Here is a 14,044-nt window from a genome sequence, read left to right as displayed (position 1 = left end):
GCTCACGCGAAGGCTGCGGCCACCGATTCCGACAGCAACGCGCCGTCGTGGATGGTGAGGCCGTTCTTCAGTCCGGCGTCGGCCTCGCAGGCGGCTTCCCAACCCTTGTCGGCCAGGGCGACCACGTAGGGCAGCGTCGCGTTCGTCAGCGCGTACGTGGACGTACGCGGAACGGCTCCTGGCATGTTCGCGACGCAGTAGAACACCGATTCGTGGACCCGATAGGTGGGGTCGGCATGAGTGGTGGGCACCGAGTCCTCGAAGCATCCACCTTGGTCGATTGCGATGTCGACGAGCACCGAACCCGGCATCATGCGCTGAACGAGGCTGTTGGACACGAGTTTCGGCGCTCTCGCACCGGGGACGAGGACGGCACCGATGACCATGTCGGCGTCGAGGACCGCCTGCTCGAGTTCCAGGGCGTTCGACACGAGGGTCTTGACGCTGCCGCGGTACTGATCGTCGATGGCTCGGAGCGCTTTGACGTTGAGGTCGAGCACGGTGACGTCGGCATGCATGCCGTGCGCGATCGCGACGGCGTTGCGGCCGGATACTCCGGCGCCGATGACGACGACGTTCGCGGGGCGTACGCCCGGGACGCCGCCCATGAGAACTCCGCGGCCGCCGCCGCTCGCCATCATGTGGTACGACCCGGCCTGGGGCGCGAGCCGCCCCGCGACCTCGCTCATCGGGGCGAGCAGCGGAAGTGAACCGTCGGGGGCGGTGACGGTTTCGTAGGCTATTGCGGTGGTGCCCGATGCCAGCAGCGCGTCGGTGCACGCCTTCGATGCGGCGAGGTGCAGAAAAGTGAAAAGCACCTGGTCCTTGCGGAGCCGCGCGTACTCCTCGGCGATGGGCTCCTTGACTTTGAGCAGCAGGTCGGCTGCATCCCAGACCTCGCTCGCCGAGGTGAAGATCTGTGCCCCTGCTGCTTTGAAGTCGGTGTCGGAAAAAGACGAGCCTGCGCCCGCCTCGGTTTCGATGATCACTTCGTGTCCGTGCGAGACCAGTTCATGCACGCCCGCCGGGGTGATGGCCACCCGGTATTCGTGGTTCTTGATCTCGCGTGGAATTCCGATTTTCATGGCATCCTCCCAGAGCTGAACAGGTTCGGGTTATGAAGCAAACTATGAATTATCAGCGAAAGACTCACAACAGATGTGAACATAATTCTGTAGAGTCTCGATATGGCTTCTGATAGTTCACCCCGAGGAGGTCGTGGAGCTCGCCCACCGAATGATGTTCGGCACGTGCAACTCGACGATATCGACCACATCCTGCTCGACGAGCTTCGCCGTGACGCCCGCATTCCCAACAACGCGCTGGCCGCGGCCGCCGGAATTGCCCCCTCGACCGCGCTCGGTCGTGTTCGATCGCTCGTGGAACGGGGCGTCATCCGGGGCTTTCACGCCGAAGTGGACCCAGAGGCACTCGGGCAGGGCATTCAGGCGATGATCTCGGTTCGACTGCAAGCCGAAGCCCGCAAACACATCGGGGAGTTCGGCGAACAGATCGCCTCACTGGAAGAAGTGTTGAACATCTACTTCATCGCCGGAGCGGACGACTTCCTCATTCAAGTGGCGACGGTCGATACCGCTGCTCTGCGAAACTTCGTCGTCGACAACCTCAGCGCACACCCCGCTGTGTACGCGACGGAAACGATCCTCATCTTCGAGCACGTCCGACCCCGCAAGAACGGCGCTCCGCGCATGTGAGCGGAAGTACATAGCCCTCTATGTATTTCCGCGCACATGCGCCGAAGGCGCCCTACGGCGCGGGTGGGAACAGCGGCGGGATGGTCGGCAACGTGAAATCGGGAAACGCCGGGATCAACGGCGGCGGCTCCGGCGACGGCGGCGGCACCTGAGCAGGCGGCTGCGGCACGGGAGCCTGCTCGGTCTCCTGCGGTTCCGGACTCTGAGGCGCCGGTGCCGGCTGTGCGGGCCGTGCGGGCGCCGGGTTCTCGGCAACGTCGCCTACTGGGGGCACTTCGGGCGCCGGCGGAGGAACTACTTCCGGCGGCGGGGCCACCGGCGCGGCGGGCGCATCCGGCGTCACCGCATCGGGGGCGCTGGGTGCATCGGTCACCGCAGTGTCGACGACGGGCGGCGCGTCACTCGGCCTGGTCAGGAGAAAGCCGGATACCGCAACCACTGCAGCCGCTGCCACTGCGGCCACCGACCACGACCGCACCAGCCGACTCCGACGCTCTGCATCGTCCTCGCCATCGTCGTCCTCGTAGTCCGAGGCCAGCCAATAGACGTTCTGCAACGCGAATTTCGTCGACGACGCCGGTGCCGCCGGCGGTGAGGCTGCAGGCGGCGGTGAGGCTGCAGGCGGCGGGACAACAGCGGGAGGCGCCGGCGTCGTGACGAGCGGCGGCATCGTCAGCGGATACTCCTCGCGCGTCAGGGTGTCTACCGGTCCCCCACCCGAGGAACCCCGTTCGGGAGATACGCCACCTGCAGCAGCGAAGGCGGGGCGCGGACGGGTGCGGACCGGCTCCTCGACCGGCCTGGCCGAAAGCGCTGCTCCGCGGGCCGCGACGGACTCCGGCTCGTTGGGGGTCAGCGCCGGCAGCTCGAGCGCCGGTCCCACCCTTTTGCGGACCAGCGGGATCCGCGAGCCGCCGCCGATGAGCACGACCGCGTCGATGGGCACCTGCGCCCCGATCATCACTTCGCGCGCGAACTCGATCGATCGATCCACCTCGTCGGTGATCAGATCCTCGTAGCTGTCACGGGAGAGCAGAATCATGCCGCTCGCGTCTGGCAGGCACACCGCGTCGCTACCCGAGAGTCGTTCCTTGGCCACGCGGCAGCGGCGGGTGAACAGCTCGATATCGGGCGCATCGCGGCGTTTGCCGAGACGTTCCAGTTGGTTGTCGCGCAGGATCGAGTCGAAATGATCTCCGCTGAACTCGGCGCTGCGCCGGGTGACGAACACGCGCCGGGTGAGCAGGTCGATCACACTGACGTTCAGGCCGGAACTGCCCAGGTCGTACAGCGCGACGGTGCCGTACCCGGCGGCTTCACCGCTCGCGACGAGGTACTCCACCACCGCTTCGACCTCGTGCACCAGGTGATAGTTGTGCAAGTGCTGATTGCCGAGTGCCCGGTGCAGGGCATCTGCCTGGTTGGCGTCGCGGTAGGCGACGCCGGTGGCCATCGACGGCTCGGACTCCGCTGCCAGTGCGCTGATGGACTCGGCGGCGAGGTACTCGACGTTCTCGTCGACGGTGTCGATCACCTGGTTCTTGAAGAACAGTTGGCGAGGAGCCGACGGCGTCTTCGGTGCGATTGAGGCAGCGTTGCGCGGCAGAGCCATGCGTACGGCGTGGGCGCCCATGGACACCCCCAGCAACACAGTCATCGTCTCGGCCTCACTTCGTTGAACACTGGACTGTAGCGCCCAAAAAGGCCACGCTACCGGGTGCGGGGACGCACTGTGCGGTGGCCCTGGCCCGCTGCGGGGTCAATTCTCGACGCCGAACCCGGATTCCTGCTCGACGAAGCCCTCCCCGAACGTCTCGGCACCCAGCCCCGGGTCGCCGGTATCGAACGAATCGAAACCACCCGTTTGCGACTCGTCGAACTGGCCGAAATCCTCCGGCGGTGCCTCGGGGAATTGCTCGACGACAGCCGGCGGCGGCGCAGGTTCCACCGGGGCCGGCACGCGTTCGACCACCGCCGTCGTGCCCGCGGGCACAGGGTCGACGCCTATTCCGGGGGGCGGTGGGGTGTCCCCGCGTAGGAAGATCACGCCCCACACGACCGTCACGATCGCTGCCAGGCCTGCCAACCCGGCTGCGTCGCGCACCGACCACCGAATTCGGCGGCGCGCGCGAGTTCCGTCCGCCTCGGCCGGTGCGGCGCCAAGGGCCTCGAAAGCTGTGGACGTATCGAGAGCGGCACCGCGGTCCACGGCGCCGGATTCCTCGCGCGTGGGTGCGACGACGGGGATCGGGTCCGTGACCGGGTCTGTATGTTCTTCGAGATCCGGGTCGGCGAGCAAGGCCTCGGTCGGCCCATCCGTGTATACCGCCCTCTCGGGTGCCTCGACGGGCGCGACGGCAACGCTCTCGTCGACTTCGAGCCGGGGCACCGCTTCGAGTGCGGCTCCGTGCAGGATGACCGAACTGGGCGACTCGGGCAGAACGAGGGGCACGGTCCACTGCTGCTCGACGAGCGTGCGGATCAGCGGAATGCGCGCCCCGCCGCCGATGAGCATGACGGCGTCGGGCTCGGTGGGAGCTGCCCAGGCGAGAGTGCGTCGTACCGTCGGGTCGATCGCGTTCTCGAATTCCTCACGCGTGAGGAGCATGGGGCCCCCACCTGGGGCACGAACGCCGGCAGAGGTGGTGATCAGTTCTTTCAGCTCACGGAAGAAGTCGCGATACTCACGCTCGGCCTCGGCACCGTAGGCGGGCGGCAGAATGCCCTTGGTCATCACGAGTTGTTCGACGACGTCGTCGAGCGCTTCCCCGGACAGGAGGGTGCGGCGGTCCGACCGCGTCACTTCTCCCGCCGCTACATCGAGGGTGAAGGCCGATGTTCCGTCTCTCCCGAGGTCCAACACCAGCAGGGCACGAGCGTGCGCCAATTCTTCGACCGAGCGCGCGTAGGCGAGCAGCGCACCGCCCTCGTCCACGACGCGAGCTCTGGAGATGGGGCCGCCGCGGAGAGAGTCGAGGAGCGATTCGACTACGACGGTGTCACGGCCGGTGAGGACGACGTCATCGAAAGGTCCGCAGTCGACGAGTTTGCCGTTGAGGAGCCCTGCGGCCCCCTCGGCGTCTATCGAGTCCTCGACCCGCTCCCCATCTCGGAAGTACGAGATTCGGACAGCGTCCGACTCCACGGCCACGCCGCAGACTGCACCCATCGGCAAGAATTTCCTTCTGACTTGGACGATCCCGACGTCCGCTCAACAGTACTTGGCGTGCAGCGATGCTCATCGCCTCCGACTTCGACGAGAGCGGTGAAAGTGCGTCGTGCGCCACAGCGCGGTGCACATCACCGCTGGTGAACGCGGAGCCGAAAAAGATCCTTTCAACAAACTCGAACTGCAGCGTAACGCTTTAAAACAATCTAGGATATTGTTTGGGTGGGTCTGGGGAGACTGCTGGGTCGGAACGGTTCACGTCCTTCGACCCACGGTCAATGCGAGGCCGGCCGGTCTCGTCAAGCACACGAGATCTGGTGGAGGTTCGCATGGAGACGCTCAACTCCGAAGACAGCGCACGGGTACGGGACGTACTGGAGAAGTTCGGCAAGCTGCCGGTACCCGTCGCCGAGATCGACGCCTCCGCCGACCTCTACGACAGCGGTCTCACCTCGCACGCAAGCGTCAACGTGATGATCGCGCTCGAAGATGAGTTCGACGTCGAGTTCCCCGACGCCATGCTGCAGAAGTCGACCTTCGGAAGCATCGACGCCATCACCTCCGCCATCGCACGGCTGACGGACTGATCGCCCATGACCACCGTGTACGACACAGACAACAGCGCCGACGCGCTCACCGTGTCCGATGTTCTCGCAGTATTGCGTGAGCACGCGGACTCCGTCGATCGCGACGCCCGCTTCCCGGCCGAATCGGTCGAGGCCATGCGCTCGGCCGGCATGCTCGCCGCCGGAATTCCCACGGAGTTCGGCGGCGGCGGACACTCGTTGAGCGAGCTTGCGCGCACCGCTCGCGCCCTCGGCGCCGAGTGCGCCTCCTCCGCGATGATCTTCGTCATGCATCAATCACAGGTGCTCAGCATCGTGCGTCACGGCAAGTCCGACGCCATGGCCGCCCTGCTGAGGCGCCTCGCTGCGGAACAACCGCTCGTCGCGTCGGCGACCACCGAGATCAACATCGGCGGCGACGTCCGCACCAGCAGCTGCGCCGTGGAATACGACGGTGAGCACATCAGCCTGTCGAAGACAGCGCCGGTGATCTCGTACGGCGACTACGCCGAGTTCGTTCTCGCGACGGCGCGTCGCTCACAGGACAGCCCGCCGAGCGATCAGGTCCTCGTCGTGTGCGAGAAGCCGAACGTGGTTCTCACCCGCACCGGCGAGTGGGACACCCTCGGCTTCCGCGGCACATGTAGCCCGGGCTTCCAGCTCGAAGCCACCGCAACGACGTCGAACATCCTCGGCGACAACTACGGTGACATCTCCTCGCAGACGATGCTCCCGGCCGCACACATCCTGTGGGGTTCGGCCTGGCTCGGCATCGCCGACGCCGCGGTTGCGAAGGCCCGCAAGTCGGTGCGCAAGGCCGCCAGCCGCACACCAGGTCTCACTCCGCCGAGTGCGCTGCGTCTCGCGGAGCTCTACGTGGTGCACGAGCAGCTCGTCGACACCGTTTTCGGGGCAGCCGCAAAGTACGAGGCCATCGCCGATTCACCAGAGGAGCTCGGCGCGATCGGTTTCGCGGTGAAGATCAACAACGTCAAGGTGACTGCCTCGACGCTTGTCATCGACATCGTCGGCAAGGCGCTGCAGATCTGTGGGATTTCGGGCTACCGGCAGGACGGAGACCTGAGCATCGGCCGTCATCTCCGGGACGCGCACGGCTCGGCAATCATGGTCAGCAACGAGCGCATCCTCGGCCACAATTCCCAGCTCGCCCTCGTCTACAAGGGGAAGTAATGACCGCGACCCAAGACATCGGCGTCACCGAGATCAGCGAACTCGATTCGGCGCGGGCCCGCTTTCGTGACGAACTGATCGAGGCCGAACTACTCGTCCCCAGTTCGGTGGAAGGGCTCTACGGCCGCTCCGGTGAGTTCGAGGACATCATCGACACCATCGACGACGCCGTCAAGGCCGCCGGCGACGCCGAGCACGGATACTCGGCGCCGCGTTTTCGTTTCCCACCGGTGTTCCCGCGGGAAGCCTTCGAGCGCACCGACTACATCGCGTCGTTCCCCAACCTGACCGGCGCCATCAACACCTTCGACGGCGACAACAAGGCGCATGCCGCCCTACTCGCCGACCGTTCCGAAGGCCGGGACTGGGACCACCACCTCGAGTCCGCCGGCACCATGCTGGTCTCGGCCGCGTGCCATCCGTCGTATTCGATGATGACCGGTCGCCTCCCCGAGGAGGGGCGCCTGCTCGACATCTACGGCTACTGCTTCCGCCACGAACCGGCCGTGGATCCTGCTCGCATGCAGGCCTTCCGCATGCACGAGTACGTGCGGGTCGGCACCCCGGACGAGGCAGTCGCACATCGGGAGCGGTGGGTCTCGCGCGGGCTGCAGGTACTGGCAGACCTCGGCCTCGAGGCCGAGGCCGTCATCGCCAACGATCCGTTCTTCGGCCGCGCCGGGCGCATGCTCGCCGCGAACCAGCGCAACGAGAACCTCAAGACCGAGCTCGTGGTCAAGCTTTACGGCGACCTCGACGACGGCACAGCGGTGGTCTCGTGCAACTGTCACCGCGACCATTTCGGCCACACCTTCGGCATCGAGACCGCCGACGGCGAGCCCGCGCACAGCGCGTGCGTCGGGTTCGGCATGGAGCGAATTGCGTTGGCGATGCTGCGCACTCACGGCCTCGACCGCAGTGGCTGGCCGGCAGCACTGCGGTTTCGCTGACCCCCTCCTGACGAACCCGCACGGCTCAGCGTGCTTCACGCATGGACATGACAGCCACGAACAGGACGTTGCAGTGAACAGTCGAGTTACCGCTCTGCGGAGCGACAATCCGATCAGCGCCGCCACGGTCGGCGGGAAGTTCTCCACGTGGTTCGGGTCCGAGTCCGAGCCACTGTTCGGCACGGTGCACGTCCCTGCCGGTGGCCTCGCTCGCGGCGCCGTCGTGCTGTGTCCGCCTCTGGGCAAGGAGCAGGTCGATTCCTACCGCGGGATGACCCTGCTCGCTCAGAAGCTCTGCAGCCAAGAGCTTCTCGTCCTGCGGTTCGACTACCTCGGCACCGGTGACTCACACGGCATGCAGGACGATCCGGGTATCGTCGCGCGCTGGCAGCGCAGTATCGAGACCGCGGTCGGCTTCGCGCGCGAGTGCTTGCAGCCGCAGCAAGACGTGCTGCCGGAGGTCGCCCTCGTCGGTTTGCGAGCGGGCGCTCTGCTGGGCGCGTCGGTTGCCGAGCGATGCGGACCGCTGACGGCACTCACGCTGTGGGATCCCGTCGTTCGGGGCAGATCGTTCCTGCACGAGCAGCGGGCGTTGTACTCGGTCAGCGTCACCCGCGATGCCGACGACGACCCGCGGGTGTCCATCATCGGCGCCGTCCTGCATGCCGATGTCCACACCGATATCGGTGCTCTCGACACCACCAAGTTGGCCCCGTTCGACTGCCCGGTGCTGGTGGCAACCCGACCCGAACGCGGTGACGCCAAACCTGTTCGCACCGTGGTGAAGAACCAGAACGCGGCGGTGCACACCCTTTCCGATCACGAACTGTTCCTCGAGCCCACCGACTTCGAGGTGGTATTGCCGACTGCGGACATCGCGCACCTCGCATCATGGACGGCCGCGCAGTTCGGCGATCACATCGCCCGCGTTCATGTACCCGTGCGCACCATCGCCTCGTTCGGTGACGAAAACGCGGTGCACGAGAGCCTCGAGCCCCTCGGTCCGGAACAGCTGTTCGCGATTCGCACCACCTCGCACGCCTGCATTCCAGGCGGACCGACCGTGGTGTTCTATGCCACCGCCAACGAACACCACGTCGGTCCGGTACGAAGCTGGGTCGAAATGGCTCGAACCCTTGCGGCCCAGGGCATATCGGTAGTGCGCTTCGATCGACGCGGCACCGGTGAAAGCGGCGCGGTCGCCGACGGAGAAATCGCCAAGCTCTACAGCGAGGAAGGCAATCAGGATTCGCTGGCTGCGGTTCACGCGGCGGGCACATCCACACGGAACGTGCTGGTCGCCGGGTTGTGCTCGGGGTCCTGGTACGCGAGCTTCGCCGCCCGCGAGCTCGGTGTGAACTCGGCCGTCCTGCTCAACACCATCGACTGGACCACCCGCCGCCTCGAGTTCGTCAAGCGTTCGTCGATGCATCAGGACGAGGATGCGGGGATGGCGTCAGCGGCGCTGGACCACTTGCACCACGCAGGCGTGAAGGTCAAGAACCGCCTGCAGTCCTCGATGCCGTACCCGCTGTGGTTCTGGCTCGGTACCCGCGGTCTCATTCAGGTCCCCGAGATCTCGCTCCGCGCACTGGCGGCCAAGAACGTACGGACGACGGTGCTGCTGTCACCGAAGGACACCGAGTGGTTCGTCGAGAATCGCGGGCCCGAGGGAATGCGGCGACTCCGCAAGCGGAGCCGCGGCAACACCGGAGCAGGCCCGGTGGTCAAGTCTTTCGCCGGAGGCGACCACTCCCTGTACGGCCGCGATCTGCGCGAGACCGTTCGACACGAATTGCTGCTGGCCGTCTCGGAGGCCTTCGACGTCGAGATCAGCGCACCGGCGCCACCGGTACCGATCACCTGGACTACTTGGTGAAGCACCGCGCCCCCAGGATCGCCCCTCCGCGGCATCGCAGCCTCGAACGGCTCGAGCGGTATCCACTCGAGCCGGTTCGCTGGGACATGGGTCTGACGGAGCCGATCAAGGGGATCCAGGCCGAGAACCCGTATATCGCATCACGTATCACCCCGACCGGTCCCGACGATGATGCCGATCCTGACGCCGACGCCGACACGAAGAGCTCCGACCGAAACCTGGCGTTGAACTCGCTGGCATTGATGCTCTCCACGGTCGTCACCGGTGGCCTCGGACTACTGTTCTGGGCCGCGGCGGGCAGGCTGTACCCGGTCGCCGAGGTCGGCAGCGCTTCAGCGGTCATCACCTCCGCGGTGATGCTCTCGACGCTGTCGAATCTGAGCCTCGGCTCGATGTACGAACGTTTCCTCCCGGTGTCGGGGTGGATGGCCCGATCGTTCGTCATCCGGGGCTATCTGACCATCACCGTCTTCGCGCTCGTTCTCGGTTCCGGTTTCCTGTTGGTCGCGCCGGTCAGCGAGATGTTCACCAGCACCGCCGAGATCGTGTCCTTTCCGTTCTTCGTCGCAGTCCTCGCAGTGTTTGCGCTACAGGATCAAACCTCGTCCGGCCTCGGCGTCGCCCGATGGGCAGCGGCCAAGAACGTCTTCCATGCCGTGGTGAAATTCGTTCTTCTCCTTGCGCTTTTCGCGACCGCGCAGAGTACTGCCATCATCGCTGCATGGGCGATACCCGCCGTCCTCGCCTCGGTCGTCGTGCTGCGATCGATCCTGCGCGCGCTGCGCACCGAGGCCCGCTACAAGCTCGCCCCCGATCTGCCGCCGCGGCGGGAACTGTGGTCGTACTTCGGTTCGGCGTACGGCATCACGGCGCTCGGATCGCTCGCGCCCCTGTTGGTTCCGATGATCGTGGTCGCGACCCTCGGCGCCGAAGCCAACGCGTACTTCGCGCTCACCTGGTCGATCGTGAGTGCCCTGTACATTCTCATCAGCGTCCTCGTCGGCCCATTCGTGGCGGAGGTCGCCGGCAATCCGGAGCAGTTCAGCCGCCTGACCAAACGCTTCATGACGATGGTGTGCATCGTCGCGTTGGGCGGGTCGTTCTTCCTCGCATTCCTCGCACCGTTCGGACTGGGTCTCATCGGCGAGGGGTACCGCGAGAACGGCACGATCATCGTCCATCTCGCCGCGCTCACCATTCCACTGTCGGTCATCGGCTCGCTGTACGACGGTCTCGCGCGGGTTCAGCGGCGCATGCGTCTGGCGGTGATAGTGCAGGTCATCGCCACCACGATCATCATCACCGGATCGTTGGCACTGTCCGATTCGCTCGGTATCGCCGCCGTCGCATGGGCGTACCTCGCTGCCGAGGCCTTCGGCGCGGTGGTACTCATCATCCCGTTGATTCGGTGGATCAGGGAGCTTTCGCGACGCGGGCAGGCCCCGCCCACGGACGGCCCCACTCCACCGGGGCCGCCGGATCCCCCGTCACCGTTGGAAGATCCGAGCCGCTATCCGGTTCCCGACGCCGCGGCACGCCCACCCGCCCGGGAGTATGCCGGCGCCAACCATATTCGCAACACACCACCCGATGCCGGGCCATGGGGCGTGCATCCGCTCCACCGCGGACCCGCACCCGCTCCCGGAAGGAACACGCCATGAGCCCGTCATCCGAGGTTGTCGCGAGCCGGGGCACCTACAAGGCAAGCGCCATCGACATGTTGCGCTCGAACGCGCGCATAATCTGCGCCCTGGGGCCCGCAGATTTCGGCGGCCTCGACCGAGTGCGGGCCCGCCTGCTGCAACTGGCTTCGGCCGGTCCGGCGGCACGTCTCGGCTTGCATGCCACGTCCACTTCGCAGCATTGGGATTATCGACCTGAGGACATCTGCGCAGACGTCACCGCGATCGACCCGCTCTGTCAGTCCGATCTCGCCAGCGTGATGATCGACTTGGCCACCAACCCGACGGATGCCCCGTTCCGCGCTCGGCTGGGCGGCAACTACCTGATCATCGATCTCTCCCATGGACTCAGCGACGCTGTACTGCCCGTGGCGATCGTCGCCGCGCTCGCCGACCCGTCCGCCGACACCGAGCTACCCGAGTGGGCTACCGTGCGCTCGATTCGAGACCCGCTACCAGGGGCTCTTGGAGGCTGGTTGGTCCGCAACCCCCGCAAGGTCGCAGAAATCCTGCTCGGCAAATTCCATCGCGCTGCACCGGCCGAAACATCCGCCGCGACAACGGAGACGATGGCCTGGACGCGGTCGCCTGCGTTGGCCGTCGCCACGTCCGCGAACGGCGCGACAACGGCTCTGCGCCGATGGCGAGATCGACATGCTCCGGGCATATCGATCAGCGCACTCCAATGTGGTGCGATAGCGCGCGCCCTCAACGAACGCGGCGTCGCCACCACCGACACCACGGGGTTTCTGTTCGATTGCCGGCGCTATCTGAAGGCGGGCACGCCGGTGCTGGGCAATTTCGCCGTCGGAGTCGATTTCGTCGGAGTCGATCCGACGTCACCCGAGGCGGTACACCGTGCCGTCAACAACGCGGTCGAGATGGGTCGCCCCCTCGCTGCCGGCACGCTGAGCACGTTGAAGTATCTGCGGACTCGTTCGGCCCTGCCTTCGAGTGCGGCAACGACCACGACTCCCAACCCCGTTGCCCAACTGACCTTCTCGGATATCGGGCGCATACCCCAGCTCGAAGACATTGCCTGGCGCAGCGACAATCCCTCCCAGTGCGGGTTCTTCACGATCAGTGAACCGACCAGACCTGATTCCATCGTGGTCACCTCCATGCAGATCCGCGGCACCTTCCAGGTGTCGGTTTCCTTTCACGACAACGTCTTCGACGCCGAGACGATCTCTTCGGCGCTCGAGCTCGCACTCACCGACCCGTTCACGTTGCTCAACCCCCAGGAGATGTCGCGATGAGTACGCAGGTCCAGCAGGTCAAGTCGGCGTTGCGGGGCAAACCGACGACGGGTCCCGACGCCTCGCTGTGGGCCCGTATCGGCTACTGGGCCGGCATTTCCGTCGTGCAGTTGCTGGTGGTGGAGTATGTCGTCTCGGCGACGTGGCGCGGCCTCTACAGCTACCGGAGAAATTTCGTCAGCGAGCTCGGTGTGCAGTTCTGCGGCCCTACCGGCAACTGGCCGTGCAGTGCTCTCTACCCGGCCATGAACGTCTCGATCGCGTTGTTCGGTCTCGCGTTGATCGTGGCGGCGCTGTGCTGGCTCGTCACGGGTTGTCTGGATGCGCGCGGTGGAGTTCTGCTCATCGTCGCGGGCATCGGCGGGGTTGTGGCGGGTGTGGTCAGCCAGTCCGCGAACTACGAGATTCACTCGTTCGGCGCGACCGTGATGTTCGTCGTCGGATCGCTGGGAATGATGGTGGCCGGGGGGCACAGGACACTCCCGCGAACCATCCGCATCGCGGTGACAACACTCGGCGGGCTCGGTCTTGCCGCTGGGCTCTTCTATATCAGCGGGCATGAGTTCGGCCTCGGAAGCGGCACCATCGAGCGAGTCGTCGTCTACTCCATCCTCGTCGCGACGGTACTGCTGGCCGTTGCTCACCGTGCGACGGCTCGTCGCCTGAAGATACTGGCCGGCGCCAGAAATGAATGAGCGCCTCCACACCGTGGAGATCTCACGGTTGCCTTCATCGGGACGGCTCCCTCAGTCAGAGCCCGAGCCCCAGCCAGAGCCGAAGCCGCGGAAGATCTGGCCGCAATTGCTGAGCATCGCCGTCGTCGCGGCCACCTTCGCGGTGTCGGGGCTCGTCGCTTATCAGGAGCTGTGGCCGGAGCCTGATCCCGAGCCGGTCGAGACGGTGGACGGGTTCACCGTGTACGACCAGTTCGATCGCGCCGAGGGCACCGCGCTCGATCCGGCCAGGTGGAGTTTCGACACCGGCAAGACCGGGTGGGGCAACGAAGAACAGCAGGACTACACCGATTCGATCGAGAACTCGTATCACGACGGGTCGGGCAATCTCTCGATCTCGGCGCTGCGCTCGCCGGAGGGCTACACCTCCGCGCGTGTGACCACCGAGGACAAGTTCGAGTTCTTGTACGGCCGCGTCGAGGCACGGATCAAGATGCCGTCCGGTCAGGGTCTGCATCCGGCGTTCTGGCTGCTCGGAACCGATATGGACGAGGTCGGGTGGCCCATCTCGGGCGAAATCGACGTCATCGAGACGCTCAACCAGACGGACAACTTCCACACCGGAGTCCACGCCCCGCAGGCAGGCAGTCTGACCAGTCAGAAAGCGGGAGCCTCCGGATACCTCGGCACCCCACTGTCCGAGGGCTATCACGTCTACTGGGTGGAGCGCAGCCCTGGCCGGATCGTCACCGGCATGGACGATACGACGCTGGCGACCATCACACCTGCCGACCTGACCGGCGGCCCCGAATACTGGGTGTTCGACAAGCCCGCCTACCTCCTGTTCAACGTGGCCGTTGCGGGCGAGTGGCCCGGCCCGACCACCGAGGACACCGAGTTCCCCGCCACGATGTCCATCGACTGGGTTCGCTACCGAACCGACTGACAGAGCCCAAGAA

General features: G+C 65.8%; 12 protein-coding genes. 9 read left to right on the top strand and 3 right to left on the bottom strand.

All coding sequences use genetic code 11. The annotated features are described in order from the left end of the window. Positions 1–2: 2 nt before the first annotated feature. Positions 3–1,085 carry an alanine dehydrogenase gene (gene ald, locus KVY23_RS18115; protein WP_230557678.1) on the bottom strand — a complete coding sequence of 361 codons (1,083 nt, stop codon included), beginning with the start codon at positions 1,083–1,085 and terminating at the stop codon, positions 3–5. A 102-nt stretch (positions 1,086–1,187) separates the two neighbouring features. Between ald and KVY23_RS18110 the strand changes: the two genes are divergently transcribed. Beyond that, entirely contained in the window at positions 1,188–1,715 is a 528-nt protein-coding gene (locus KVY23_RS18110) for an Lrp/AsnC family transcriptional regulator (protein WP_230557677.1), read from the top strand. Positions 1,716–1,767: 52 nt separating this feature from the next. On the opposite strand, the gene KVY23_RS18105 is transcribed toward KVY23_RS18110, so the two are convergent. Together KVY23_RS18105 and KVY23_RS18100 are read right to left on the bottom strand one after the other, a co-directional pair. Beyond that, positions 1,768–3,372, bottom strand: coding sequence for an Hsp70 family protein (locus KVY23_RS18105; protein ID WP_230557676.1), 1,605 nt, complete (start codon positions 3,370–3,372; stop codon positions 1,768–1,770). 102 nt (positions 3,373–3,474) lie between these two features. Next, positions 3,475–4,884 carry a hypothetical protein gene (locus tag KVY23_RS18100; protein WP_230557675.1) on the bottom strand — a complete coding sequence of 470 codons (1,410 nt, stop codon included), beginning with the start codon at positions 4,882–4,884 and terminating at the stop codon, positions 3,475–3,477. 329 nt (positions 4,885–5,213) lie between these two features. On the opposite strand from KVY23_RS18100, the gene KVY23_RS18095 reads away from it, so the two are divergent. The 8 genes from KVY23_RS18095 to KVY23_RS18060 all read left to right on the top strand — a co-directional run bounded on the left by KVY23_RS18095 (position 5,214) and on the right by KVY23_RS18060 (position 14,031). Continuing rightward, the gene (locus KVY23_RS18095; protein WP_075841076.1) at positions 5,214–5,471 is read left to right on the top strand and encodes an acyl carrier protein; all 258 of its coding nucleotides are present in this window, start codon (positions 5,214–5,216) and stop codon (positions 5,469–5,471) included. Positions 5,472–5,477: 6 nt separating this feature from the next. Next, complete coding sequence (locus tag KVY23_RS18090) at positions 5,478–6,641, top strand: acyl-CoA dehydrogenase family protein (RefSeq protein WP_230557674.1); 1,164 nt, start codon at positions 5,478–5,480, stop codon at positions 6,639–6,641. Then, positions 6,641–7,591 carry an amino acid--[acyl-carrier-protein] ligase gene (locus KVY23_RS18085; protein ID WP_230557673.1) on the top strand — a complete coding sequence of 317 codons (951 nt, stop codon included), beginning with the start codon at positions 6,641–6,643 and terminating at the stop codon, positions 7,589–7,591. The genes KVY23_RS18090 and KVY23_RS18085 overlap by 1 nt, the downstream gene beginning before the upstream one ends. Before the next feature lie 73 nt (positions 7,592–7,664). Next, complete coding sequence (locus tag KVY23_RS18080) at positions 7,665–9,470, top strand: alpha/beta fold hydrolase (protein ID WP_230557672.1); 1,806 nt, start codon at positions 7,665–7,667, stop codon at positions 9,468–9,470. After that, positions 9,467–11,131, top strand: coding sequence for a lipopolysaccharide biosynthesis protein (locus KVY23_RS18075; protein ID WP_230557671.1), 1,665 nt, complete (start codon positions 9,467–9,469; stop codon positions 11,129–11,131). The genes KVY23_RS18080 and KVY23_RS18075 overlap by 4 nt, the downstream gene beginning before the upstream one ends. Next, complete coding sequence (locus tag KVY23_RS18070) at positions 11,128–12,411, top strand: hypothetical protein (RefSeq protein WP_230557670.1); 1,284 nt, start codon at positions 11,128–11,130, stop codon at positions 12,409–12,411. Before KVY23_RS18075 ends, KVY23_RS18070 begins: the two co-directional genes overlap by 4 nt. Further along, positions 12,408–13,106 (top strand): DUF998 domain-containing protein, encoded by a 699-nt coding sequence (locus KVY23_RS18065; RefSeq protein WP_230557669.1) that lies wholly within the window; start codon positions 12,408–12,410, stop codon positions 13,104–13,106. Before KVY23_RS18070 ends, KVY23_RS18065 begins: the two co-directional genes overlap by 4 nt. Then, positions 13,099–14,031 carry a glycoside hydrolase family 16 protein gene (locus KVY23_RS18060; protein ID WP_230557668.1) on the top strand — a complete coding sequence of 311 codons (933 nt, stop codon included), beginning with the start codon at positions 13,099–13,101 and terminating at the stop codon, positions 14,029–14,031. Before KVY23_RS18065 ends, KVY23_RS18060 begins: the two co-directional genes overlap by 8 nt. The last annotated feature ends 13 nt before the right edge of the window (positions 14,032–14,044 follow it).

It is taken from the genome of Rhodococcus sp. I2R, assembly GCF_020889545.1.
In the GTDB taxonomy this organism is placed as follows: Bacteria; Actinomycetota; Actinomycetes; order Mycobacteriales; family Mycobacteriaceae; genus Rhodococcoides.
Note: the sequence above shows the minus strand (reverse complement) of the source record. Positions and strands in the feature narration are given on the sequence as shown.

Excerpts from the sequence above, each read along its gene's own strand:
- ald (WP_230557678.1), bottom strand. The coding sequence starts at position 1,085 with ATGAAAATCGGAATTCCACGCGAGATCAAGAACCACGAATACCGGGTG.
- KVY23_RS18100 (WP_230557675.1), bottom strand. The coding sequence starts at position 4,884 with ATGGGTGCAGTCTGCGGCGTGGCCGTGGAGTCGGACGCTGTCCGAATC.
- KVY23_RS18095 (WP_075841076.1), top strand. The coding sequence starts at position 5,214 with ATGGAGACGCTCAACTCCGAAGACAGCGCACGGGTACGGGACGTACTG.
- KVY23_RS18065 (WP_230557669.1), top strand. The coding sequence starts at position 12,408 with ATGAGTACGCAGGTCCAGCAGGTCAAGTCGGCGTTGCGGGGCAAACCG.
- KVY23_RS18090 (WP_230557674.1), top strand. The coding sequence starts at position 5,478 with ATGACCACCGTGTACGACACAGACAACAGCGCCGACGCGCTCACCGTG.
- KVY23_RS18060 (WP_230557668.1), top strand. The coding sequence starts at position 13,099 with ATGAATGAGCGCCTCCACACCGTGGAGATCTCACGGTTGCCTTCATCG.
- KVY23_RS18085 (WP_230557673.1), top strand. The coding sequence starts at position 6,641 with ATGACCGCGACCCAAGACATCGGCGTCACCGAGATCAGCGAACTCGAT.
- KVY23_RS18070 (WP_230557670.1), top strand. The coding sequence starts at position 11,128 with ATGAGCCCGTCATCCGAGGTTGTCGCGAGCCGGGGCACCTACAAGGCA.
- KVY23_RS18110 (WP_230557677.1), top strand. The coding sequence starts at position 1,188 with ATGGCTTCTGATAGTTCACCCCGAGGAGGTCGTGGAGCTCGCCCACCG.
- KVY23_RS18105 (WP_230557676.1), bottom strand. The coding sequence starts at position 3,372 with ATGACTGTGTTGCTGGGGGTGTCCATGGGCGCCCACGCCGTACGCATG.